The 21,534-nt window shown below is 59.6% G+C and carries 19 protein-coding genes and 1 other annotated feature; of the genes, 9 read left to right on the forward strand and 10 right to left on the reverse strand.

The features are described 5' to 3' along the window. Positions 1–4: 4 nt before the first annotated feature. Genes hisH through hisG form a run of 5 tightly spaced genes read right to left on the reverse strand, consistent with a single transcriptional unit; the run spans position 5 to position 5,075 of the window. Positions 5–649, reverse strand: a complete 645-nt coding sequence (gene hisH, locus AB5Y99_RS05705) for an imidazole glycerol phosphate synthase subunit HisH (RefSeq protein ID WP_236341640.1) — start codon at positions 647–649, stop codon at positions 5–7. Next, positions 649–1,758 (reverse strand): bifunctional histidinol-phosphatase/imidazoleglycerol-phosphate dehydratase HisB, encoded by a 1,110-nt coding sequence (gene hisB / locus AB5Y99_RS05710; protein WP_368208978.1) that lies wholly within the window; start codon positions 1,756–1,758, stop codon positions 649–651. Before hisB ends, hisH begins: the two co-directional genes overlap by 1 nt. Before the next feature lie 15 nt (positions 1,759–1,773). After that, the gene (gene hisC / locus AB5Y99_RS05715) at positions 1,774–2,844 is read right to left on the reverse strand and encodes a histidinol-phosphate transaminase (RefSeq protein ID WP_368208980.1); all 1,071 of its coding nucleotides are present in this window, start codon (positions 2,842–2,844) and stop codon (positions 1,774–1,776) included. Next, the gene (hisD, locus tag AB5Y99_RS05720; protein ID WP_368208982.1) at positions 2,841–4,166 is read right to left on the reverse strand and encodes a histidinol dehydrogenase; all 1,326 of its coding nucleotides are present in this window, start codon (positions 4,164–4,166) and stop codon (positions 2,841–2,843) included. The genes hisC and hisD overlap by 4 nt, the downstream gene beginning before the upstream one ends. A 12-nt stretch (positions 4,167–4,178) precedes the next feature. Next, entirely contained in the window at positions 4,179–5,075 is an 897-nt protein-coding gene (gene hisG, locus AB5Y99_RS05725; protein WP_307894932.1) for an ATP phosphoribosyltransferase, read from the reverse strand. A gap of 28 nt (positions 5,076–5,103) precedes the next feature. Next, positions 5,104–5,228: a sequence feature (His leader region), on the reverse strand. A 187-nt stretch (positions 5,229–5,415) separates the two neighbouring features. Between hisG and AB5Y99_RS05730 the strand changes: the two genes are divergently transcribed. The 7 genes from AB5Y99_RS05730 to rnd all read left to right on the forward strand — a co-directional run bounded on the left by AB5Y99_RS05730 (position 5,416) and on the right by rnd (position 13,057). Next, positions 5,416–5,661, forward strand: a complete 246-nt coding sequence (locus tag AB5Y99_RS05730) for a hypothetical protein (protein ID WP_101324750.1) — start codon at positions 5,416–5,418, stop codon at positions 5,659–5,661. Between the two features lie 67 nt (positions 5,662–5,728). Beyond that, on the forward strand, positions 5,729–7,648 hold the full coding sequence (locus AB5Y99_RS05735; protein ID WP_005345619.1) for an ATP-dependent DNA helicase: 1,920 nt from the start codon (positions 5,729–5,731) through the stop codon (positions 7,646–7,648). 90 nt (positions 7,649–7,738) lie between these two features. Continuing rightward, positions 7,739–8,440: a tRNA (adenosine(37)-N6)-threonylcarbamoyltransferase complex dimerization subunit type 1 TsaB gene (tsaB, locus tag AB5Y99_RS05740; RefSeq protein WP_368208984.1), complete on the forward strand. Its 702-nt coding sequence runs from the start codon at positions 7,739–7,741 to the stop codon at positions 8,438–8,440. 118 nt (positions 8,441–8,558) lie between these two features. After that, the gene (locus AB5Y99_RS05745; protein ID WP_019446435.1) at positions 8,559–9,074 is read left to right on the forward strand and encodes a Slp family lipoprotein; all 516 of its coding nucleotides are present in this window, start codon (positions 8,559–8,561) and stop codon (positions 9,072–9,074) included. A gap of 8 nt (positions 9,075–9,082) precedes the next feature. Beyond that, complete coding sequence (locus AB5Y99_RS05750; protein ID WP_368208986.1) at positions 9,083–9,961, forward strand: alpha/beta fold hydrolase; 879 nt, start codon at positions 9,083–9,085, stop codon at positions 9,959–9,961. A gap of 198 nt (positions 9,962–10,159) precedes the next feature. Beyond that, the gene (gene fadD, locus AB5Y99_RS05755; protein ID WP_204420633.1) at positions 10,160–11,836 is read left to right on the forward strand and encodes a long-chain-fatty-acid--CoA ligase FadD; all 1,677 of its coding nucleotides are present in this window, start codon (positions 10,160–10,162) and stop codon (positions 11,834–11,836) included. A gap of 108 nt (positions 11,837–11,944) precedes the next feature. Further along, positions 11,945–13,057 carry a ribonuclease D gene (rnd, locus tag AB5Y99_RS05760; protein WP_204418996.1) on the forward strand — a complete coding sequence of 371 codons (1,113 nt, stop codon included), beginning with the start codon at positions 11,945–11,947 and terminating at the stop codon, positions 13,055–13,057. A gap of 180 nt (positions 13,058–13,237) precedes the next feature. Here the strand turns inward: rnd and AB5Y99_RS05765 are convergent, their stop codons facing one another. The 3 genes from AB5Y99_RS05765 to selD are packed head-to-tail and all read right to left on the reverse strand — an operon-like array spanning position 13,238 to position 16,054. Beyond that, positions 13,238–13,882 (reverse strand): MBL fold metallo-hydrolase, encoded by a 645-nt coding sequence (locus AB5Y99_RS05765; protein ID WP_368208988.1) that lies wholly within the window; start codon positions 13,880–13,882, stop codon positions 13,238–13,240. A 22-nt stretch (positions 13,883–13,904) separates the two neighbouring features. Beyond that, positions 13,905–15,020 (reverse strand): tRNA 2-selenouridine(34) synthase MnmH, encoded by a 1,116-nt coding sequence (gene mnmH / locus AB5Y99_RS05770; protein WP_323892134.1) that lies wholly within the window; start codon positions 15,018–15,020, stop codon positions 13,905–13,907. After that, on the reverse strand, positions 15,017–16,054 hold the full coding sequence (gene selD / locus AB5Y99_RS05775) for a selenide, water dikinase SelD (protein WP_368208990.1): 1,038 nt from the start codon (positions 16,052–16,054) through the stop codon (positions 15,017–15,019). The genes mnmH and selD overlap by 4 nt, the downstream gene beginning before the upstream one ends. A 409-nt stretch (positions 16,055–16,463) precedes the next feature. Here selD and AB5Y99_RS05780 point away from each other — a divergent pair, with 409 nt between their 5' ends. After that, positions 16,464–16,892, forward strand: a complete 429-nt coding sequence (locus tag AB5Y99_RS05780; RefSeq protein ID WP_368208994.1) for a GNAT family N-acetyltransferase — start codon at positions 16,464–16,466, stop codon at positions 16,890–16,892. Between the two features lie 34 nt (positions 16,893–16,926). On the opposite strand, the gene AB5Y99_RS05785 is transcribed toward AB5Y99_RS05780, so the two are convergent. After that, positions 16,927–18,111 carry an acyltransferase family protein gene (locus tag AB5Y99_RS05785; RefSeq protein ID WP_368208996.1) on the reverse strand — a complete coding sequence of 395 codons (1,185 nt, stop codon included), beginning with the start codon at positions 18,109–18,111 and terminating at the stop codon, positions 16,927–16,929. Between the two features lie 345 nt (positions 18,112–18,456). Continuing rightward, positions 18,457–19,650, reverse strand: a complete 1,194-nt coding sequence (locus tag AB5Y99_RS05790) for a class I SAM-dependent methyltransferase (protein WP_005336736.1) — start codon at positions 19,648–19,650, stop codon at positions 18,457–18,459. Positions 19,651–19,943: 293 nt separating this feature from the next. Between AB5Y99_RS05790 and AB5Y99_RS05795 the strand changes: the two genes are divergently transcribed. Beyond that, the gene (locus AB5Y99_RS05795) at positions 19,944–21,512 is read left to right on the forward strand and encodes a flagellin (RefSeq protein WP_202003944.1); all 1,569 of its coding nucleotides are present in this window, start codon (positions 19,944–19,946) and stop codon (positions 21,510–21,512) included. Positions 21,513–21,534: the final 22 nt, after the last annotated feature.

The raw sequence follows: 21,534 nt of genomic DNA on the forward strand, positions 1-21,534 counted from the left end.
CTAGTCACAGCTCCAGAAAATTTTGCAGCAAACGGGCACCGGCTGCGCCTGAGCGCTCCGGGTGGAATTGGGCGCCAAAGAAGTTGTCACGGGCGACAATCGCGGTGAAAGGCTTGCCGTAGTCGCAGGTCGCCAGCGTCGCTTCGGTTACCTCCAGCGCATAGGAGTGCACGAAATAGAAGTAGCTGCCGCTCGGGATCCCCTTAAGCAGAGGATGGGTCTCGTCGTGCTCAATCTGGTTCCAGCCCATATGGGGCAGGCGCATGCTTGACTGGTGTAAGGTGCCGACCTCCATCAGCCGGATCTTGCCCGGCACTATGCCAAGGCAGTCGATGAGATCGCCTTCACTGCCATCGGCACTCATGCTCTCTTCGGAGGCCTCCGCCAGCATCTGCATGCCGAGGCAAAAGCCCAGCAGCGGCTGCTTGGCGGCGCGAATGAGCGGTACCAGCCCCCGCTCATTGAGGTTCTTCATGGCGGCCACCGCGGTGCCGACACCGGGCAGGATCAGCTTGTCCGCCTGCTCGATATCGGCCGCCACGCTGGAGACCAGCGGCTGCACACCGAGGCGTTCGAACGCCATTCTGACCGAGGCCAGATTCGCGCAGCCGGTATCGATAATGACCAGCTTCTGCTTGCTCACATCCATCACAGCACTCCCTTGCTGGAGGGAAGCTCGATCCCTTCCACCCGAATGGCCTGACGCAGGGCGCGGCCAAAGCCTTTGAACAGTGCTTCCACCTGATGGTGGGTGTTGCCGCTGCCCACCTTCATCTGCAATGTGATGGCCATGGCGTCCGACAGCGAGCGGAAGAAGTGGGGCACCATCTCGGTGGCCATCTCGCCCACGTTGTCGCGGCCAAAGCCGCTCGGGCAGTCAAACACGAAGTAGGGGCGACCGCTGAGATCCAGTGCTGTGCTCACTTCCTGCTCGGTCAGCGGACGCGCATCGATCACCGCCTGTACCTCGTCCATCGCCAGCACGAAGCCGAAACGGCCGATACCGCGCTTGTTGCCAAGGGCCTGACGCAGCGCCTGACCCAGCGCCAGTCCGACGTCTTCCACCGTGTGGTGATCGTCGATATGCAGATCGCCGCTGACGTTTAGCTTGAGCTGGAAACCGGCGTGGGTGGCAATTTGATCCAGCATGTGATCAAAGAAGCCGATGCCGGTGGCGATCTGGTTGCCGCCGCTCTTGTCCAAATCCAGCGCCACCTGAATACGGGTTTCCTTGGTGTAGCGTTCCACCGAGGCTACGCGTCCCTTGGACAACAGCTGATCACGAATGGCGAGCCAGTCGTGATCTTGCGGGTGGTAGCGAATACCGCCAATGCCCATATTCTCGGCAAGCTGCAGATCGGTCTGGCGATCGCCAATAACGAAGGAGTTGGCAAAGTCGATACGACCCGAGGCGAGGTACTCCTTTACCAGCCCGAGGTGGGGTTTGCGGCAGCTGCAGCCGTCGGTGGGGAAGTGCGGACAGATCAGCACCTGCTCCCAGTTCACCCCTTGCGATTCAAACAGGTGCATCATCAGGTCGTGGGGTGGCTGGAAGTTCTCCAGCGGCAGGCTGGCGGTGCCCAGCCCATCCTGATTGGTCACCATCACCAGCACATAGCCAGCGGCCTGTAACTCGCGCAGCACCGGAATGACCATGGGCTCGAAGCGCAGTTTGGCGAGGCTATCTACCTGCTTGTCGGTCACCGGCTCTTCAATCAGGGTGCCGTCGCGGTCGATAAACAAAAACGGGGTCTTCATCGCTACATCCTTGTCTTACAAAGTGGGAGAGGGCTGATCACGCAGTACCGCCAGCACGGCATCCATCTCGCCCTGATAGCCGATGGTGACGCGAATGCTGTTGTCCAGACCCGGCTTGCTGGAGAAATCCCGCAGAATGATGCCGGCGGCCTTCATGGCAGCAAAGACGGCGGCGCCATCCACAAAGCGCACCAGCACGAAGTTGCCCTTGTCCTCGAATACTTCCTTCACGCAGGCAAGCGTTGTCAGCTCTGCCTTGAAGGCAGCTTTTTGCTTGTTGAGCTCTATTACTCGCTCGCGCATCAGCTCCAGCCCCATGGGGGAGAGGGCCTGCGCCGCGATCTGGGCGATGGGCTCGGGGATGGGATAGGGGGCGATCACCTTGGCTAGCATGGCGATCACCTCGGGGCTTGCCAGCGTAAAGCCGCAGCGGATCCCCGCCAGGGCAAAGGCTTTGGAGAGGGTGCGGGTCACCACCAGATTGGGGAAGCGGGCCAGTAGGTCCACCACGGACGCTTCCGGGCAGAACTCGATATAGGCTTCGTCCACCACCACGATGGCGCGATCCCGAGCTTTTTCCAGCAGGGCGATAAGGCCGTCGCGACCCACCAGATCCCCGGTGGGGTTGTTGGGGGAGCAGAGAAATACCAGTTTCACATCAGACAGACGGTCCGCGATGGCGGGCCAGTCCGGCTGGCGGCTGGCGGTTAGCGGCTGCTCGACGATGCCGACGCCACAGGTCTCGGCGCTGATGGCGTACATGCCGTAGGTGGGCGGGCAGATGAGGATCTGATCTTCACCCGCTTCGCAGAAGGTGCGAATAAGCAGCTCAATGGCCTCATCGGCGCCGCGGCTCACCAGCACCTGATCCGGATTGACCCCGGCGTAGGCGGCATAGCCGTTCACCACCTCGGCCGGTTGGCACTCGGGGTAGCGGTTGAGGCGGCTCCCCTCGATGGTAAAGGGATAGGCCTGTGGCGCCTCATTGGCGTTGAGCCAGACGTGGCCCTTGCCGCCGATGCGGCGAGCGGATTGATAGGGGGTGAGGGCCCGCACCACGCGGCGCGCCAGATTGGCAATGCTCATGACAAATCCTTCTGCTGTGCTGTTGGTTGGGGTGCGGCGGCCAGGGCGTTCAATCTCAGCGTCACGGCATTTTTGTGGCCATCGAGCCCCTCGGCTTGGGCGATACGCTCGACGATAGGGCCAAGGCCCTGAATACCGCGCTCGCTCAGCTCCTGCACCGTGTAGCGGCGCTGATAATCGGCGAGGCCAAGGCTGGAGCAGGTGCGGGCATAGCCGTAGGTGGGCAGGGTGTGGTTGGTGCCGCTGGCGTAATCGCCGACCGACTCGGGGGTCCATGCTCCCAGAAAGATGGAACCGGCGTTCTCGAGTTTATCCAGCAGATCGCGGGGGGCTTGGGTCTGCACGATCAGGTGTTCCGGCGCGTAGGCGTTGGAGATGGCACACGCCTCGGCCAGATCGTCACAGAGGATCACCAGACTGCTGCCGAGCGCCTGCGCGGCGATATCGCGGCGGCTCAGCTTGGTCAGCTGGCTCTTGATTTCTCCTGCGATGGCGTCGGCCAGCAGCGGCGAGGTGGTGACCAGCACCACTTGGCTGTCGGGGCCGTGCTCGGCCTGGGAGAGCAGATCCGCCGCCACGAAGGCGGGGTTGGCGCTCTCGTCGGCAATCACCAGCACCTCGGAGGGGCCGGCGGGCATGTCGATGGCAGCGCCGCGCCAGTCGCGGGAAACCTGCCCCTTGGCTTCGGTCACATAGGCGTTGCCCGGGCCGAAGATCTTGTCCACTTTGGGAATGCTCTCTGTGCCGTACGCCATGGCGGCGATGGCCTGGGCGCCGCCGATGGCGAACACCTTCTCGACGCCGCAGGCGCGGGCGGCAAACAGGATCTCGTCGCTGGCGGGGGACGGGGTGCAGAGCACCACTTCACGGCAACCGGCTAAGCGTGCCGGAATGGCCAGCATCATCACGGTGGAGGGGAGCGGCGCGCTGCCCCCCGGCACATAGAGGCCGACCCGACTGATGGGCTGGGTGCGCAGCTCGCACACCACCCCGGGCTGGGTTTCTACCCGTACCACTGGCTGCATTTGGGCTGCGTGGAAGGTGCGAATGTTGGCAATGGCCGCTTCGATGGCATTTTTGATGTCGTCATCCAGCCGCGCGCAGGCAGCTTCAATCTCATCTTCGCTGACGCGCAACTGCTTACGGGGGGCGCGCTCGAAGCGCAGGCTCAGCTCGCGCAGGGCCTCGTCGCCACGGCTGCGCACCGCGGCGATGATATCTCGCACCACGGCGCCGATATCCGCCTCGTCACTCAAGGCCGGTCGGGTCAGCACGTCGGCCTGCTGGGCGGGGGAGAGGGTCTTCCAGATCAGGGTCTGCATGATATCCCTTCCTTATTCCATCATTTTTTCGATGGGCAGCACCAGAATGGAGCTGGCACCGAGGGCCTTGAGCTGCTCCATGGTCTCCCAGAACAGGGTCTCGCTGGAGACGACGTGCAGCGCCACCTGATTGGTGTCACCGGCCAGTTGCATGATGGTGGGGCGCTCGGCACCCGGCAGCAGATCGGTGATGGCATCGAGCTTGTCTTTGGGGGCGTGCAGCATGATGTACTTGCTCTCGCGCGCCTGCTGCATCCCCTGAATGCGGGGCAGCAGTTTGTCGATAAGCTTCTGCTTGGCATCGGACAAGGGGTTGGGGGCCTGGACCAGCACCGCTTTGGAGCGGTAGATCACCTCCACCTCTTTGAGGCCATTAGCTTCCAGGGTCGCGCCGGTGGAGACCAGATCGCAGATGGCATCGGCGAGACCCGCGCGGGGTGCCACTTCCACCGAGCCGCCCAGCATCACGCTCTTGAAGCCGAGCCCCCTTTCGTCAAAGAAGCGTTTGAGCAGCCCGGGGTAGGAGGTGGCGATGCGCTTACCCGCCAGACTTTGTGGCCCTGTATAGGTCACATCTTCCGGTACCGCCAGCGAGAGGCGGCAGCCACCAAAGTCCAGCTGCTTGAGGGTTTTGACCTCGAAGGGGAGGCCTTGGGAGGCACGAATAAGCTGCACCTCTTCCAGCACGTTCTCGCCGATGATGCCAAGGTCGACCACCCCTTCCATCACCAGACCTGGGATGTCGTCATCACGCACCCGCAGGATATCGATGGGCATGTTCTCGACATGGGCGATAAGTCGCTGCTCGCGCAGGTTGATTTTCAGGCCACAGCTCTTGAACAGGGCTTGGGAGTCCTGGCTCAGACGACCGGACTTTTGCATGGCGATACGCAGACGTTGTGTTTCCATTGCTCGATTTCCTTCTAGTCAAAAACGAAAAAACCCTCGGAAGTGGGTGCTTCCGAGGGTTTATGAATCTTGCGGTCCTTTTGGAAGTCACCAGTTAAGTGTCTTCCAGCAGTCAACCTCCTGAAAGACTAGTCGGGATGATGATGGTGGTGATGAGTCTTCAGGGTGGTGAACTTCATGTAATCAATCCTTTACAAAATAAGATGTCGTAATTGACGCCTGATTTAAACTACCTGCCTTGACAGAAAATGCAACCCGAAATTGTGATTTGATCGATTAAAGTGGCGAAAACGGTTTTCTGGTCGATAACTAGACAATAACCCCTGCAGGAGTCGCCATCATGCCCAGCCAGGACCTGTTGTTCCCCATTTTGCCCCGGGCGCCCGCTGCGCCCGGCAGCGAAGAGATCAAGCGGGAAGTGAATCAGATCAGCAAAAAGCACCAGCTGCGCAAGACCAGCACTGACAACAGTGACTCCCAGCAGCGCCAGCAGGCGTATAACACGCCCGCCAAGCGTGATCAGCCAAAGGCGGAGGAGGACGATCACAAGCCGGATCCCGAGCATCAGATCGATCTGTTCGTCTAGGCATATTATCTGTCCCGCTTTTGCCGCGCTTTTGGCATAATGGCCGCTTTTGCTGCGGGACGCCCTTTTGACCATCCAGACCCTGTTCAAGCCAGATGGCCCTCTGGCCAGCCATATCGACGGTTTCAAAGCCCGCGCTCCCCAACTGGAGATGGCCGAAGCGGTCGCGCGCGCCATCAAGAGTGGTGGCCGTCTGCTGGTTGAGGCAGGAACCGGTACCGGCAAGACCTACGCCTATCTGGTGCCAGCGCTGGAATCCGGCAAGCGGGTGGTGATCAGCACCGGCTCCAAGAACCTGCAGGAGCAGCTTTTCTATCGGGATCTCCCGACCATTACCGGCGCGCTCTCCTACACCCCGCCGGTGGCCCTGCTCAAAGGGCGCAGCAACTATCTCTGCATCGAGCGGATGAACCGGCTCTTGAGCGAATCCCATCTGCAAAAGCCTGAAATCCTGAACGATCTGGTGAAGGTCAAATCCTGGTCCACCGCCACTGATAACGGCGATGTGGGGGATATTCCAGGATTGCAAGAGAACGCCGAGATCCTCGCCCACGTCACCAGCACCAACGACAATTGCCTCGGCCGCGACTGCCCCTATTACGACGACTGCCATCTGGTGGTGGCTCGACGCCGCGCCATGGATGCCCAGGTGGTGGTGATCAACCATCACCTCTTCTTCGCCGATATGGCGGTGAAAGACACCGGATTTGGTGAGTTGGTGCCGGAAGCACAAGTCTATGTGTTTGATGAAGCCCATCAGTTGCCGGAGATCGCCACCAACTACTTCGGCAAATCGGTGGGCAGCCGAACGATTCAGGATTTGGCGCAGGATATCCAGCTGGCCTATCGGGCCGAAGCCCACGACATGGCGCAGCTTGGCAAGGCGGCAGATCGGCTCGCTATCGCCAGTCAGGATTTGCGTCTTGCCTTCGGAGTGGATGGCGGTCGCGGCAATACCCGCGACATGCTGCGCCAGCCGCTCTGGGGGCAGGCCTTGGCTCGTCTCAACGATGCCATCGGGCTCTGCTACGAGGTGCTGAAACTGGCTCTCGGCCGTGGCGAGCAGCTGGATCACGCCTTCGAGCGCATCAGTGAACTGCGCACCCGCCTGGGTGAAGTGCTGGCGGTCAACCAGACCGGTTTCTCCTACTGGTACGATTGCTCACGGCTTCATTTCACCCTCAATCTGACGCCGCTGTCGGTGGCCGAGCGATTCAGTGCCGAGGTGCAAAGACCGGAAGTGGCCTGGGTCTTTACCTCGGCCACCTTGACGGTGGATATGCGGTTTGATCACTTCAAGGCCGAGCTGGGGCTGGCGGGCAGCGCCGAGCTGATCCTCGACAGTCCGTTCGACTATGGCGAGCAGGCGCGGCTCTGTGTGCCCCGCTATCTGCCGGAGCCCAACGCCTTTGGTCGTGGCGAGCAGCTGGCCAATCTGATGATCCCGCTTATCAACAAGACACCGGGGGGCTGTTTCTTCCTCTGCACCAGCCATCAGGTGATGCGTCAGGTGGCCGAGGTGCTGCGCCGGGAAATTGGTCGCACCGTCTTGTTGCAGGGGGAGGACAACAAGCAGCGGTTGCTCAAGGAGTTTGTCGAGAATGGCCGTGCCGTGCTGGTGGCGACCAGCAGCTTCTGGGAGGGGATCGACGTGCGAGGGGCGGCGTTGTCGTGTGTTATCATCGACAAACTGCCGTTTGCCAGCCCCGATGATCCGCTGCTCAAGGCGCGGGTGGATGATTGCAAGCTCAAGGGGGGTGATCCCTTCGCCGAGCTGCAGTTGCCCAAGGCGGTGATTGCCCTCAAGCAGGGGGTTGGGCGGCTTATTCGTGATCGCAGTGATCACGGGGTACTGGTGATCTGTGATCCACGAATGGTCAACAAGCCTTACGGCGCCACCTTTATCAAGAGTCTGCCCGCCATCCCTCGCACCCGGGAGTTGGGCACGTTGGGGAGTTTTTTCGATCGCACTGAACGCGGTGAATAAGTGTGCCGCCAGATAGCAGATTTGAACAACGGGTGAGCATATCTCGCTTGCCGGTTATGTAATTGACTGATTTTATAGAGATTGGAAAGCATGAACGAGTTGAAGATCCTGGCCGTTGATACCGCCACCGAAGCCTGCTCCGCCGCCCTGCTGGTGGGTGACAAGCTGTTCTCCCGCTGGGAGGAGGCGCCACGGGATCACACCCGAAAAATCCTGCCCATGGTTCAGGCTGTGTTAGAGGATGCCGGGATAAGTTTGAGTGACCTTGATGCCATTGCGTTCGGTCGCGGCCCGGGCTCCTTTACCGGCGTGCGGATCGGCATCAGTGTGGCGCAAGGTCTGGCGTTTGGTGCGGGTGTGCCGCTGATTGGCATCTCGACCCTGGCCGCCATGGCGCAAGGCGCCTATCGACTGGATGGCGCCGAGCAGGTGCTGACCGCCATCGATGCGCGGATGAACGAGGTCTATTTCGGCCGCTATGAGCTAATTGAGGGCCGCATGCAGCTGGTGGGGGACGAGGTGGTGAGCGAGCCCGCGGCACTGGTTGACGTCCGTGGCAAGCTGGCGGGCCCTGTGACCTGCGTCGGCACCGGTTTTGAAACCTATGGTGAGACTCTGAGTGGTCTGGCCGATGAGCTGGCGGTGAGTCAGGTACGCTTCCCGGCGGCAGAAGATATGTTGCCGCTGGCCCGCGCCGCCTGGTTGGCGGGGGAGGCGGTACCGGTTGAACAAGCAACGCCGGTCTATTTGCGTGACAAGGTGACCTGGAAAAAGCTGCCGGGTCGCGAATAAGGGCAGGAGCACTGACAGCATGTCGCTCTTGCCGCTCATCAGCTGCAATAAAAGCGGATGGCCCGACGGGCCACGCCGGCAACAGGAGAGTGACATGATGCGTAATACCAGAATCGACATGATGAAACGCACTATGGTGGTCGGGGCGCTGGCTCTGCTGCTCGGGGCCTGCAGCTCGGTTCCCAAGGAGCTGGCCTATGAGCCAGAAAACCAGCTGGTGGCTTATCAACCCGCCCTTGGCGGAATGGAGGGCAAACCGGCCCGCTGGAGCGGCGTTATCTCGGCGGTGCACAACAAGGCGGATCAGAGCGTTATTGAAGTAGTCTATCTGCCGCTCAAGTCCAACGGTGTGCCGGAGCAGACCGAACAGAGCCCGGGCCGTTTTCTGGCCATCATGAAGGGTTTTGTCGATCCGACCCTCTACGCCAAGGGGCGCAGCCTGACAGTGCTTGGCACCATAGGCCAACCGGTGGATAGCCAGATTGGCGAGCACAAGTACCGCTTCTCGGTGCTCAATGTGACGGGCAGCAAGCTGTGGCCGCCAGTCAAGGAAGTAGAGGTTCGCTATATGGACCCCTACTTCTACGACCCCTTCTATGATCCCTTCTGGCCGAGACGGCCGCTGCGTCGCTAAGGCTTGCCATGATCAACGGCATCAAAAGCACTCTGCACGAACGTCAGCTCACCTTGGCAGATGGTCGGCAGGTGGCCCTGCTTGAGAATCAACTCGCGGATCAGGCTCAGCAGGGCAAACCCCTGCTGATTGCCCTGCACGGCTGGCTCGACAACAGTGCCAGCTTCTTGCCGCTGGCGCCCCATCTAGGTGATTTTCACCTCATCTGTATCGATCTGCCGGGGCACGGTCACTCCGATCACAAAACCACCCCTTATGTCTTTGTCGACTGGCTGGACGATCTCTACCAGATCGTGCAGGCGACAGGGTGGTCGCGTTTCACTCTGCTCGGTCACTCCCTCGGGGCGCTGATCGCCTCCGCCTATGCCGGGGTGTTCCCCGAACAGGTGGAGCGGTTGATCATGCTGGAGGGGCTGGGGCCGCTGAGCCAGCCCGATGAGGAGGTACCTGCCCAGCTGCGACGTGCAATTTTAAACCGCAGCCGCACCCGGGAGCGCAGTGCCAACGGCTTTGCCTCCATCGATGAGGCTGTCGCCGCCCGTTGCAAAGTGGCGGATATCACGCCGCAGGCGGCGCATCTTATCTGTGAACGGCAGCTTGAGATGAGGGCAGGGCGCTGGCACTGGCGCAGCGACCCCCGCTTGCGGGATCTTTCACCCCTTCGAATGAGTGAAGGGCAGGCTCGGGCATTGATGGCGGCTATCCGTTGTCCTGTGCTGTTGATTCAGGGGGAGCAGGGCTTTGCTGCGCTTGAAGCCCAATGGCAGGCCCGTCAGGATGCCTTCCAGCAGATCGAGCGGGTCATATTGGGTGGAAACCACCATTTTCATATGGAAAATTCGGTTGATACGGCCGTTTGTATCGTAAAGTTTTGTCAAGTTCGGTAGAATCGCCAGCTTTCAATAATTCCAGGTTTGTTTTCTCCCTCACATTTTTCTGTTGTTAATTTGCTGTTAATTGATGTTGCACTGTGTAAATATGTGCGGCATTAGAGCATCAGCTTAAAACAACCGATTAAAATGGATGTGAACCGGGACGGAGGCAACACAGTGAGCGCACAGGTGCTAGTTATGCAGGAGAAGTTTGTGGAAAAAGTCTGGCTGAAACGTTATCCGGAAGGGGTCCCCGCCGAGATCAATCCAGACCAATACAGCTCCCTGGTCGAGATGTTCGAATCCTCGGTGACCCAGTTTGCCGATCAGCCCGCCTTCGTCAACATGGGCCAAACCATCACCTACCGCCGGCTGGAAGAGCAGTCCCGCGCCTTTGCTGCCTACCTGCAAAACGAGCTGAAGCTGGAGAAAGGGGATCGGGTTGCGGTGATGATGCCTAACCTGCTGCAATACCCCATCGCCGTGTTCGGCATCCTGCGCGCCGGCATGATCGTGGTCAACGTCAACCCGCTCTATACCCCGCGCGAGCTGGAGCATCAGCTCAAAGATTCCGGTGCCAAGGCCATCGTCATCGTCTCCAACTTCGCCCATACCCTGGAAAAGGTGGTCTATGACACCCCGATCAAGCACGTTATCCTGACCCGGATGGGGGACAACCTGGGGCTGGCCAAGGGCACCCTGGTCAACTTCGTGGTCAAGTACGTCAAGAAGCTGGTGCCGAAATACAATCTGCCCCACGCTACCACCATGCGTCAGGCCCTCTCCAAGGGGCGTTTCCTGCAGTACATCAAGCCGGAGATCACCAACGACGATCTCGCCTTCCTGCAGTACACCGGTGGCACCACCGGCCTCTCCAAAGGGGCCATGCTGACCCATCGCAACATGATTGCCAACGTCGAGCAGTGCCTCGGCGTCTACGGCCCCATGCTGGAGCGCGGCAAGGAGTTCGTGGTCACCGCGCTGCCGCTCTATCACGTCTTTGCCCTGACCGTGAACTGCCTGCTCTTTATGCGCATCGGTGGTTACAACCTGCTGATCAGCAACCCGCGCGACATTCCGGGTTTTGTCAAAGAGATCAAGAAGTATCCCTTCACCTGCATTACCGGGGTCAACACCCTGTTCAATGCGCTTGTCAACAACGAAGAGTTTCAGGGGATCGCCTTTGACAAGCTCAAGCTCACCATCGGCGGCGGCATGGCGGTGCAGCGCGCGGTTGCGGAGAAGTGGAAGACACTGACCGACACTCCGCTGCTGGAAGGCTATGGCCTGACCGAGTGTTCGCCACTGGTGAGCGTCTGCCCCTACGATCTGACCGATTACAACGGCTCCATCGGTCTGCCGGTCTGCTCTACCGAGATCCGGCTGGTGGATGACAACGGTCAGGTGATCCACTCCCTCGGCACCCCGGGCGAAATGCAGGTTCGTGGCCCGCAGGTGATGGTTGGCTACTGGCAGCGCCCCGAGGCGACCGCCGAAGTGATGCAGGATGGCTGGCTCTGTACCGGTGATATCGCGGTGTGCGACGAACAGGGTTTCTTCAAGATCGTTGACCGCAAGAAGGACATGATCCTGGTCTCCGGTTTCAACGTCTATCCGAACGAGATCGAAGATGTCGTTGCCTTGCACCCGAAAGTGCTGGAAGTGGCTGCCGTCGGCGTGCCACACAAGGTCTCCGGCGAGCTGGTGAAGATCTTTGTGGTCAAGAAAGATGCAAAATTGCAGGAGGACGAGATTATTGCCCACTGCCGCAAACATCTGACTGCCTATAAGGTGCCGAAACTGGTAGAATTTCGTGACGAACTTCCCAAGACCAATGTGGGCAAGATCCTGCGCCGCGTACTGCGCGACGAGGAGATTGCCAAGCAATAACCGGACTGCGGCTGCAGAAGCCTCTGCAAACCAGCACCGTCGTTATGCAAAACCGTGGGTCATCCCACGGTTTTTTCTTTTTGGCCCTGATCAACCGCGCAGGCACAGATGCACTATCAACTTATCACTCAGCAAGACGAACTTGAGCAGTATCTCGCTTCTCTGGCCGACGTTCCCCTGGCTATCGATACTGAATTCGTTCGCACCCGTACCTACTACCCCCAGCTTGGCCTGTTCCAGGTTTATGACGGCGAGCATCTGGCGCTGCTGGACCCGCTGACGCTGGATCTCTCCGCCCTCTGGCAGCGACTGGGCCGGGAAGGGCAGATCGCCATCCTGCACGCCTCTGGCGAAGATCTGGAGCTTATCCAGCATCAGGCGGGCCACCTGCCCAACCAGATGCACGACACCCAGCTGGCCACCGCCTTCCTCGGTTACGGCGTCTCGGTCGGCTTTGGTGCGCTGGTGAATGAATTCCTCGGGGTCGAGCTGGAAAAAGATCAAGCGCGCACTGATTGGCTGGCCCGCCCGCTTACGCCACGTCAGCTTGAATACGCGGCAGCGGATGTCTTCTACCTGATGCCGCTCTACGAGAAGGTGATGGCCAAACTGCGGGAAAGCGGCAAGTTTGCCTGGTTCGAGCAGGAGTGTCAGAACCACTCCGCCCGCAAGACCCAGGGTAGCGATCCCCGTCAGGCATATCTTGAAATCGTCAACGCCTGGCAACTGGGTCGCCGCGAGCTCGCCATTCTGCGCGAGCTGGCCGCCTGGCGCCAGCAAGAGGCGGTGCGCCGGGACCTGGCCCTCAATTTTGTGGTGAAAGAGCTGCACCTGTTCAAGGTGGCGGAGCGTCGTCCTGCCTCCCTGCGGGATCTCAACGAGCTCGGCCTCTCGCCCATCGAGATCAAGATCCACGGCAAGCGGATGCTCGATATCGTCGCCAAGGCGCAGCAGAGCGATCCTGACAGCTGGCCCGAGCCCATTCGCCGGCTGGTGGACTTCCCCCAGTACAAGGCCGAGCTCAAGCGCATCAAGGCCATGGTGGAAGAGAAGGCCAAGGCGAGCAATATTCCGCCCGAGCTGATTGCCAGCAAGAAGATCATCCACCAGTACTTCACCTGGAGCTGGCGGATGAATGACGAAGAGCGGGCTCGCAGCGACAAACCGATGCTGCTGCAAGGGTGGCGTCATGAGCTGGTCGGTCACCTGCTGGCACAATAAGCCACCAGAGTGTTGCACCTATAAATCAATCCTCACCCTCGGGTGGGGATTTTTTATTGGACGACATTCAGAGAGAGGCAATGATGGGGTGGCCGATCTGGCCAAGCGATCAATTTGGCATGTATCAGCGGGAATAGCGTAAGAGTGAAAAAGGCAGCGGAACACCGCTGCCTTTTTTGATCACCAGATAGGCTGGGTCAGGTAGGGGTTGCTCGCCTTCTCGCGGCCGAAGGTGGAGCTGGGGCCGTGGCCCGGGATAAAGACGATCTCGTCACCCAGCGGCAGCAGGGTTTCGGTGATCGACTTGATAAGCGTGCCGTGATCGCCACGAGGGAAGTCGGTGCGGCCGATGCTGCCGGCAAAGAGCACATCGCCAACCCAGGCGAGTTTTTCGGCCTGGTTCAGCAGCACGATATGGCCCGGGGTGTGGCCTGGGCAGAAGTAGACCTCCAGCTCGCACTGGCCAATCTGCACCTTGTCACCCTGCTCCAGCCAGCGATCCGGCGTGAAGGCGGGGGTATGGGCGAAGCCGAACATCTGGCTCTGCTGGGGCAGCATGTCGAGCCAGAAGGCGTCCTCCTTGTGGGGGCCGGTAATGGCGACGCCAGTTTTTTCCCGCAGCTCGGCGGCGGCACCGACGTGATCCAGATGACCGTGAGTCAGCAGGATATGAGTCAGGGTCAGGCCGCGCTTGGCGATGGTGGCCAGCAGTTTGTCCGCTTCGCCGCCCGGATCGATCAGGGCCGCCTGATGGGTCTCGTCACACCAGATGAGGGAGCAGTTCTGGGCGAACTGGGTGACCGGGATCACCTCGAATTTCAACATAGAGTTCCTCTCTTGGGATGGGTCAGCCGCGCAGCGCGTTGGCATGCTGCTCGGCGAAATAGTCGAGGCAGGCCTGCTTGTCACCGCGAAACACGATGCGCTCCTGCTTGTTGCCAAGCTGGTAGAGATACATGGGGTCGTAGTAGCGGGTCAGCAGCAACGTGATCCAGGCCAGATGCAGCGCGGTATCGCCGCTCTTTTCCTGCTCGGTGAGGGCGGTCTGCATCAGGGTATCCAGCTCGCGGTGGGCCAGATCGCCGAGGCGGCGCTTGAGGCGGGCCAACGCATCGGTGAGGTAGGCGGCAAACAGCGGCCATCCCTCTTCCTGGCCATACATGGCTTGATAGCGCAGCCAGAGATCGTGCACGTAATCTTCGCGGATCTGCTCGGCGCGATCGATCTGCGGTACATCTACCACCACCAGCGGTGCCTGACTCATGGCCTCATGGAGGGAGAGGGGCAGGCAGCAGCGGCCAATCAGGCGGCTCTCGTCCTCGACCACGAAGGCATGCTCGCCCTGATGGCGGCGCTTGAGCAGTTCGATGGCCATGTTGTTTTCAAAGTTGATGTTGCTGGGCTGGCCGCCGGGCAGCTGACCAAACGACGAGCCCCTGTGATGGGCGTGTCCTTCCAGATCGAGCGCCTGGGCCACATGGTCCAGCATATGGGTCTTGCCGGAGCCGGTCATGCCGGTCAGCACAGTCCAGCGGCACTCGGCAGAGGCCTTGTCCTGGGTGTCGATCAGGAAGCGGCGCAGCTCCTTGTAGCCACCGGCGACGCGGGGGCGAGTCACCCCGGTATCTGCCAGCCACTGTTGTACGGTTTGCGAGCGCAGGCCGCCGCGAAAGCAGTAGAGCACGGCATCGGGCTGCTGGCGCAACTGCGCCAGCCAGCCTTCGAGTCGTTCGGCACGTACTGCGCCCCCCACCAGCTTGTGTCCAAGCTCAATGGCGGCGGCCTGACCCTGCTTCTTGAAGCAGGTCCCCACCTGGGCGCGCTCATCGTCTGTCATCAAGGGCAGATTGGTCGAGCAGGGGAAGGCCCCCTCCTTGAACTCGATGGGGGCGCGCACATCAATCAACGGCACATCGTCCAAAAAGAGTTGGGCGTAGTCCGTGGCCAGTGGCAATTCATTCATTGGACAATCTCGATAAAGCGGGAGCCCTCAAGGGGCTTGATCTGACCGATGGGCGAGAGTTCTAGCCCAGCGTCTTGCGCGATAGCGAGCAGCTCGGCTTCGCTCTCTTTACCCACGGCGACCAGCAGGCCGCCGCTGGTTTGCGGGTCGCACATGATGTTGCGGGTGCGATCGTCCATGGCATCCAGCTTGTGGCCGTAAGAGTCATGGTTGCGCAGGGTCCCGCCCGGTACGCAGCCCTCACTCAGGTAGTAATCCACCTCATCCAGCAGCGGCAGCGCCTTGAAGTCGAGGCGGGCACTGACGCCAGATCCTTCACACATCTCCAGCAGATGGCCAGCCAGACCAAAACCGGTGACGTCGGTCATGGCGTGCACACCCGGCAGTTCGGCAAAACGCTGACCGATCTTGTTGAGGGTGCACATGGCGTCGGGGGCCAACTGCTCGTGTTCGGGCTTCAGCTTGCCCTTCTTCTGGGCGGTGGTGAGGATGCCGATACCGAGGGGCTTGGTCAGATAGAGGGAGTCACCCACCTTGGCAGTGTCGTTCTGCTTGATGGCATTCAGAGGCACGATACCGGTGACCGCGAGGCCGAAGATGGGCTCGGGGGCATCGATACTGTGACCACCGGCCAGCGAAATGCCCGCTTCATGGCACACCTGACGGCCGCCATCGATCACCTGCTGGGCTACTTCCGGCGCCAAGGTATTGATGGGCCAGCCGAGGATGGCGATGGCAACGATAGGCTTGCCGCCCATGGCGTAGATATCGCTGATGGCGTTGGTGGCGGCGATGCGGCCAAAGGTGAAGGGGTCATCGACGATGGGCATGAAGAAGTCGGTGGTGGAGACAATGCCCTGACCGTTGCCGATATCGACCACGGCCGCGTCATCCTTGCTGCTGTTGCCAACGATCAGGGTCGGGTCGTTGAAGCCCGGGATCTGGCTCTTGAGAATGGTGTCGAGTACCTTGGGAGAAATTTTGCAGCCGCAGCCAGCGCCGTGGCTGTATTGGGTCAGACGAATGGAAGACATACTTACCCCTTTTATTTGCAAACAGAGCAGAGGCTCTGTGGAGCCGTCTTGGTCAATGGGCGGTCTTGTAGAGAGAATGACAAGAAGCCGCAAATATGGGTGGCCTCGGTGCCAACAGGGGCAGCGATGACTGGCAGTTATGAAAGACCGCCAGGCCGGACGGGGAAGAAAAGGGCGACAAGGTGCGCCAGCGCAGCCCCGCCAAGGGCCACAGGACGGGGCATTATGCCACATTTGCCCCTTGGGGTTCGAACAGGAATTCACATAAACAGCAGGGAATTGCCCGCACTTGCTTGTCATCGGGCTGGAACCGCCGCGCACTGCTTGATTGCAGTACAGATGCAGCCAAGAGAACGTCAATTGAGAGCAATAGCGCACGCAACCACTGCGTCATCAGGAGGAGAGCTTAGTGACCACCACATTTTTGGTTAACCACCCCATTACCACGGCGCAGTTTGCGGCGTTGTTGGCGCAGACCTCGCTGGGGGCGAGACGGCCGCTGGACCATCCGGCCACCCTGCAGGGCATGCTGGATCACGCCAATTTGCTGATCACCGCCTGGCAGGGCGAGATCCTGGTCGGGGTGGCCCGCGCGGTGACCGATTTTCATTTTTGCTGCTATCTCTCGGATCTGGCGGTGGCCGAGTCAGTGCAGGGGCAGGGGATTGGCAAAGCCCTTATTCGCGAGACGTTTTTGCAATTGCAGCCGGGCTGCAAGCTGATCCTGCTGGCCGCGCCGCAGGCGGTGGCGTACTACCCCAAGCTCGGATTTAGCCAGCACCCGAGCGCTTGGGTGATGAGCAGTCAGGATGAACTGGTACTGGATGAGTTGGCATAAAACCGTCAACTCATCCAGACAGGGCGAGATTAACTTATCCGGCTTGCTCCAGCGCCGGTTGCCGTGACTTGCCCCAGCGGCGCAGGCGCCGTTGCAGTGGCCGCTCCAGCAGGTTGTAGCTGAAGGCAGAGAGGCCGATCAGCACCGCCAGCATCAGCAAGGTGGCCACTACCCCCAACAGCGGGTTGGTCTGGCCATACCACCACTCAGTGAGCCCCGGCGCCAGATAGTGGATGAGCTCGCAACCGGTGAGCAGCACCAGCACATGGAGCAGGTAGATGGAGTAGGAGAGGTCTCCCAGCCAGTTGGTGAAGGGGTTATCCAAAAGGCGCAGTAGCGGGCTCTGGCGCTCCCCCTGGGCGGCGGCAATCCAGATCAGCAGCACGTAGGAGGCGATCAGCAGCAGGGTCAGCTGCGGCGTCATGGTGAACTGCATCAGCGCGAAGGGCAGCACAAAGGCGATCAAGAGCGGCAGATCCCGCTTCATCATGGGCATGCCTTTCGCAGCCTTGACCCTTGGCAGCAGCCAGAGGCCGAGCACAAATTCACTCACCCCGCGTCCCACCGCCAGTGCCCCGCTGGTGACATCCAGGGTGCCGCGACTGTGTACGATAAAGGCCAGCACCGTCAGCGCCAGCAGGGGGACGAGATGGCTCCAGCGACTACGGGTGACCGCCAGCGGAATAAGCAGCGGGAACAGCAGGTAGCTAATCCACTCTACGCTCAGGGACCAGGCGGCGAAGTTCCAGGTCAACCCGTGATCGGTTACCACCTGTAGCAGCAGAAAGGCGCTCGGCAGCGCCTCGGCCGGGGTGAAGGGGGAGCCGAAGGGGGGCATCCCTTCCCACTCCCACATCTTGAACAGGGGGCCGGCGTAGAAGCCCACCCCATGCTGCGCCTTGTAAAGCTCCCAGCCGACCAGCAGCAGCAGGGTCACCAGATAGAGGGGGTAGACGCGGGTCAGCCGCAGCCAGAGAAAACGGCCATAGCTCACGGTGCGGGGCGTGCGGGTGAAGGCCTCCCCATAGACATGTGCCAGCACCACGCCGCTCAAAATAAAGAACAGATCGACCCAGAGGTAGCCGTTCTCGATGAGTTGGGTGTGGCCTGCGATCGGCTCCATCCACTGGGGAAAGAGCAATAATCGGGCATGGAACAGCACCACCATCAGGGCAGCGATGCCCCGCAGCGGCGTTAACAGCGGCAATGATTGATTCATATCGGGATCCCTTGTGATGTTCAGCTTGGCCTGACATCTATTTTGTTGTTGTACCGCCCATCAATCCTGACGGGACGGTTGCCCCGGCTCGGCTGCCGCAGGCGGGATCACACTACGGAAAAGAGAGTCATACGGGTGTGATTTGAATCATAAATGCGCAGTTATTGTGCAAAAAAATTTAAACAGATAAAGACGTGGGACGCAGGCAGGGAAAGAGGAGGAGAGAGAACACCCATAAAGCAGAGAGGGGGAATCGGAGCGAGCGTCAGGCTCAGGCACCATACGATGCAAAGCAATCAGGCCCACAAGGGGCCTGATTGATCATAAGGGGAAGGGGGGGGCCGATCAGCGGGCGCGTACCACCAGACCCTTGAGGTAGAAGCCTTCCGGATAGGCGGTACCGATAGGGTGATCAGAAGCCTGGGAGAGCAGCTCCAGTATCTGGGCATCGCGACCAGCATCGAGCGCTGCATCGGCAACGATCTTCTGGAACAGGCTCTGCTCCATCAGGCCGGAGCAGGAGTAGGTCAAGAGCACTCCACCCGGCGCCAGCAGCTGGAATGCCAGCATGTTGATGTCCTTGTAGCCACGGCAGGCGCCCAGCAGCTGGGCCTTGCTCTCGGCAAACTTGGGCGGATCCAGCACGATGACATCGAACTTCTCGCCCTTCTCGCGGTATTCACGCAGCAGCTTGAACACGTCGTGACGGACAAACTGGGTGTTGCTGGTATCCAGCCCGTTCAGCTCGGCATTCTGGCGGGCAATATCCAGCGCATTCTGGGAGAGATCGACGTTGACCACTTCCTTGGCGCCGCCCTTGAGGGCATAAACGCCAAAACCGCCGGTGTAGCAGAAGCAGTTGAGCACCCGCTTGCCTTCGGTGTACTTGGCAGCAGCCTGACGGTTATCCCGCTGATCCAGATAGAAGCCGGTTTTATGGCCGTTGCGAATATCCACCAGGATCTTGACGCCACCGTTCTCTTCGATGACCACCGGCTCGTTCGGGGTCTCGCCATAGATGACGCCGGTGCGCTCTTTCAGCCCTTCCTTCTTGCGTACCGCCACGTCGGAGCGCTCATAGATGCTGCACTCGGGGTAGAGGGTACGCAGTGCTTGCGTTATCAGCTCGCGCTGGAACTCGGCACCGGCAGAGAGGATCTGGCACACCAGAAAATCGGCATAACGGTCGATGGTCAGACCCGGCAGACCGTCTGATTCGGCGGCGCAGAGGCGATAGCCGGTGAGACCCTGACGCTTGATCAGCGGATCGCGAGACTCTTGAGCATATTTGAGGCGACGGATAAAGAAGTCGAGATCGACGGTCTCATCCTTGTCGAAGGTCCAGACTCGGGCTCGGATCTGGGAGCTGCCTGACCAGGCGCCACGGGCGAGCCACTTGCCATCGTTGGCATAGATCTCGACGGTATCGCCGTCAATGGGGTTGCCCTGAACCCGCTCAATCCCCTTGGAGAAGATCCAGGGGTGGCGACGCAGCAGGGATTTTTCGCGGCCTTTGACGAGATAGATGGAAGCGCTCATGGATGTTTGCCGATGGTAGAAAGAAAAGGGGCCACATTCTATGTGCAATAGTGCGGCTAAGCCAGCCTTTGCTGGTATATGGCAGAGTGACGAATTGTACGTCTGGACAACGCCCGAGTGTTGCATATGCAAGATTTGCAGAATCTCAATGTTGGCGTTTCACGCTGTTTATCTTATATGTCACAGTTGGTTGTGCTTGTTTTTTGTTCAGCGCTGGTCGCTATGTGTGCACAATGTAGTCAATAAAGCGTTTTAACCTTACTTTATAGTGATTTTCGCTAAAGAGTCATTTGATGATGTCGATAGTGGGGAAGACCATTTTGAATCTTTCCTGTATCGAGCTGTCCATGTCCCTCTCCATCGCTACCAATATTTCTGCCCTCAATGCTTCTCGCCATCTTGGTCAATCATCCAACATGCTGGATTCGGTATATCGACGACTCTCATCCGGCTTGCGCATCAACAGTGCCGCTGATGATGCAGCAGGCTTGCAGATCAGTAATCGCCTCACCAGTGAAGTGAACGGGACCAACACCGCTATTCGCAACGCCAATGATGGGATCTCGGTGATCAACGTCGCCGATGGGGCGCTTGATGAGTCGGTGAACCTGATGCAGCGGATGCGCACCCTGGCACTGCAGTCGGGAAGCGGTGCCAATACGGCAGAGGATCGCGTAGCCCTGAATGCTGAGTTCAAGCAACTGCAGTTGGAGATGGACCGGATTGCCACAGGTACCAGGTTTGCCGGACAGGACCTGCTGGCGGGGAGTTACGAAGGTATCTTCTTGGTCGGTGCCTATGCAGGACAGAATACCGTCATTACCGATCTCAATGCCCAGACCAAAAATCTGGGGGAGATGGAGTGGCGAGCGCGCAGTCCGGCAGGAAGCAAGCCAGGGGCGTATGACATTGCTGATCTCAAGCTTTCATCTCAGCCTATCACCCTTAATGGCGTCACTTTTGACAAGGACTATTCAACTCTGGAAGCGTTCGTGGCAGATATTAATGGCACCACCTTTCCCAATAATCAGGGGCCGGTACAAGCGCAACAACTGCCATTTTCAGTCGCCTCCACGGTCGATTTATCCGCATTACCCTCCTATATCGATGTGGCGGGTCACTCTGTGGATTTGACCACAGGCATTGATATGACCGGATGGGATCCGGTCAATCCGACAGCAAAAAATAGTGCCATCATGGCAACCGTGGTTCAACGCATCAACAGTACTGCGCAATCGGCAGGTCTGGGTTTTTATGTGAGTGCCTCCAACAACAGCAATCCCGCCAGCAATTCATTGACCATGCATAGCGCCCAGGGGAACAGCCTTGCGCTGGCCAATGGCACAACCCCCCCTCCGCAGCCAGCACCACCGGCGCCTCCGGTGATCAGTAGTTCCTCTCTGAGCTCTCTGTTACCCGATGTTACATCGACGACGTATATCGGTCAGATGGAGCTGCGCTCATCAGGCGACAAGTATTCCAATATTGATATGCAGGGATCCAGCTTGCATGCGCTTGGCTTTTATCAAGAGGACAAGAAGAAATATACCGTTGATAATATTGATGTTCTTAGTGAAGACAACGCCAGCAGGGCCATCAAAACCCTGGATGTGGGTATGAAACAGCTGGGTGTTCAGCGCGCTCGGCTCGGGGCCCAAGCCAACGCGCTGGATTCACGGGTACGCAATCTGGCCAGTGCCAATGAGAACCTCAGTGCTGCCCGCTCAAGGATCCGGGATGCCGACATGGCTGTGGAATCGGCGCGGTTGGTCAGCACCCAAATCTTGCAGCAGGCGAGCTCTTCCATTTTGAGTCAGGCAAACAGTCGCCCCCATGCGGCCCTGAGTTTGCTGCAATCCTAAACGGGGCTGACAGGCGGCATGG

Source organism: Aeromonas sp. R4-2 (assembly GCF_040908295.1).
GTDB lineage: Bacteria > Pseudomonadota > Gammaproteobacteria > Enterobacterales > Aeromonadaceae > Aeromonas > Aeromonas veronii.

Excerpts from the sequence above, each read along its gene's own strand:
- rnd (WP_204418996.1), top strand. The coding sequence starts at position 11,945 with ATGCACTATCAACTTATCACTCAGCAAGACGAACTTGAGCAGTATCTC.
- hisB (WP_368208978.1), bottom strand. The coding sequence starts at position 1,758 with ATGAAGACCCCGTTTTTGTTTATCGACCGCGACGGCACCCTGATTGAA.
- tsaB (WP_368208984.1), top strand. The coding sequence starts at position 7,739 with ATGAACGAGTTGAAGATCCTGGCCGTTGATACCGCCACCGAAGCCTGC.
- hisD (WP_368208982.1), bottom strand. The coding sequence starts at position 4,166 with ATGCAGACCCTGATCTGGAAGACCCTCTCCCCCGCCCAGCAGGCCGAC.
- AB5Y99_RS05765 (WP_368208988.1), bottom strand. The coding sequence starts at position 13,882 with ATGTTGAAATTCGAGGTGATCCCGGTCACCCAGTTCGCCCAGAACTGC.
- AB5Y99_RS05790 (WP_005336736.1), bottom strand. The coding sequence starts at position 19,650 with ATGAGCGCTTCCATCTATCTCGTCAAAGGCCGCGAAAAATCCCTGCTG.
- hisC (WP_368208980.1), bottom strand. The coding sequence starts at position 2,844 with ATGAGCATTGCCAATCTGGCGCGCCGCGTGGTGCGGGCCCTCACCCCC.
- hisH (WP_236341640.1), bottom strand. The coding sequence starts at position 649 with ATGGATGTGAGCAAGCAGAAGCTGGTCATTATCGATACCGGCTGCGCG.
- hisG (WP_307894932.1), bottom strand. The coding sequence starts at position 5,075 with ATGGAAACACAACGTCTGCGTATCGCCATGCAAAAGTCCGGTCGTCTG.
- AB5Y99_RS05795 (WP_202003944.1), top strand. The coding sequence starts at position 19,944 with ATGATGTCGATAGTGGGGAAGACCATTTTGAATCTTTCCTGTATCGAG.
- AB5Y99_RS05785 (WP_368208996.1), bottom strand. The coding sequence starts at position 18,111 with ATGAATCAATCATTGCCGCTGTTAACGCCGCTGCGGGGCATCGCTGCC.
- mnmH (WP_323892134.1), bottom strand. The coding sequence starts at position 15,020 with ATGAATGAATTGCCACTGGCCACGGACTACGCCCAACTCTTTTTGGAC.
- AB5Y99_RS05730 (WP_101324750.1), top strand. The coding sequence starts at position 5,416 with ATGCCCAGCCAGGACCTGTTGTTCCCCATTTTGCCCCGGGCGCCCGCT.
- selD (WP_368208990.1), bottom strand. The coding sequence starts at position 16,054 with ATGTCTTCCATTCGTCTGACCCAATACAGCCACGGCGCTGGCTGCGGC.
- AB5Y99_RS05750 (WP_368208986.1), top strand. The coding sequence starts at position 9,083 with ATGATCAACGGCATCAAAAGCACTCTGCACGAACGTCAGCTCACCTTG.
- AB5Y99_RS05745 (WP_019446435.1), top strand. The coding sequence starts at position 8,559 with ATGATGAAACGCACTATGGTGGTCGGGGCGCTGGCTCTGCTGCTCGGG.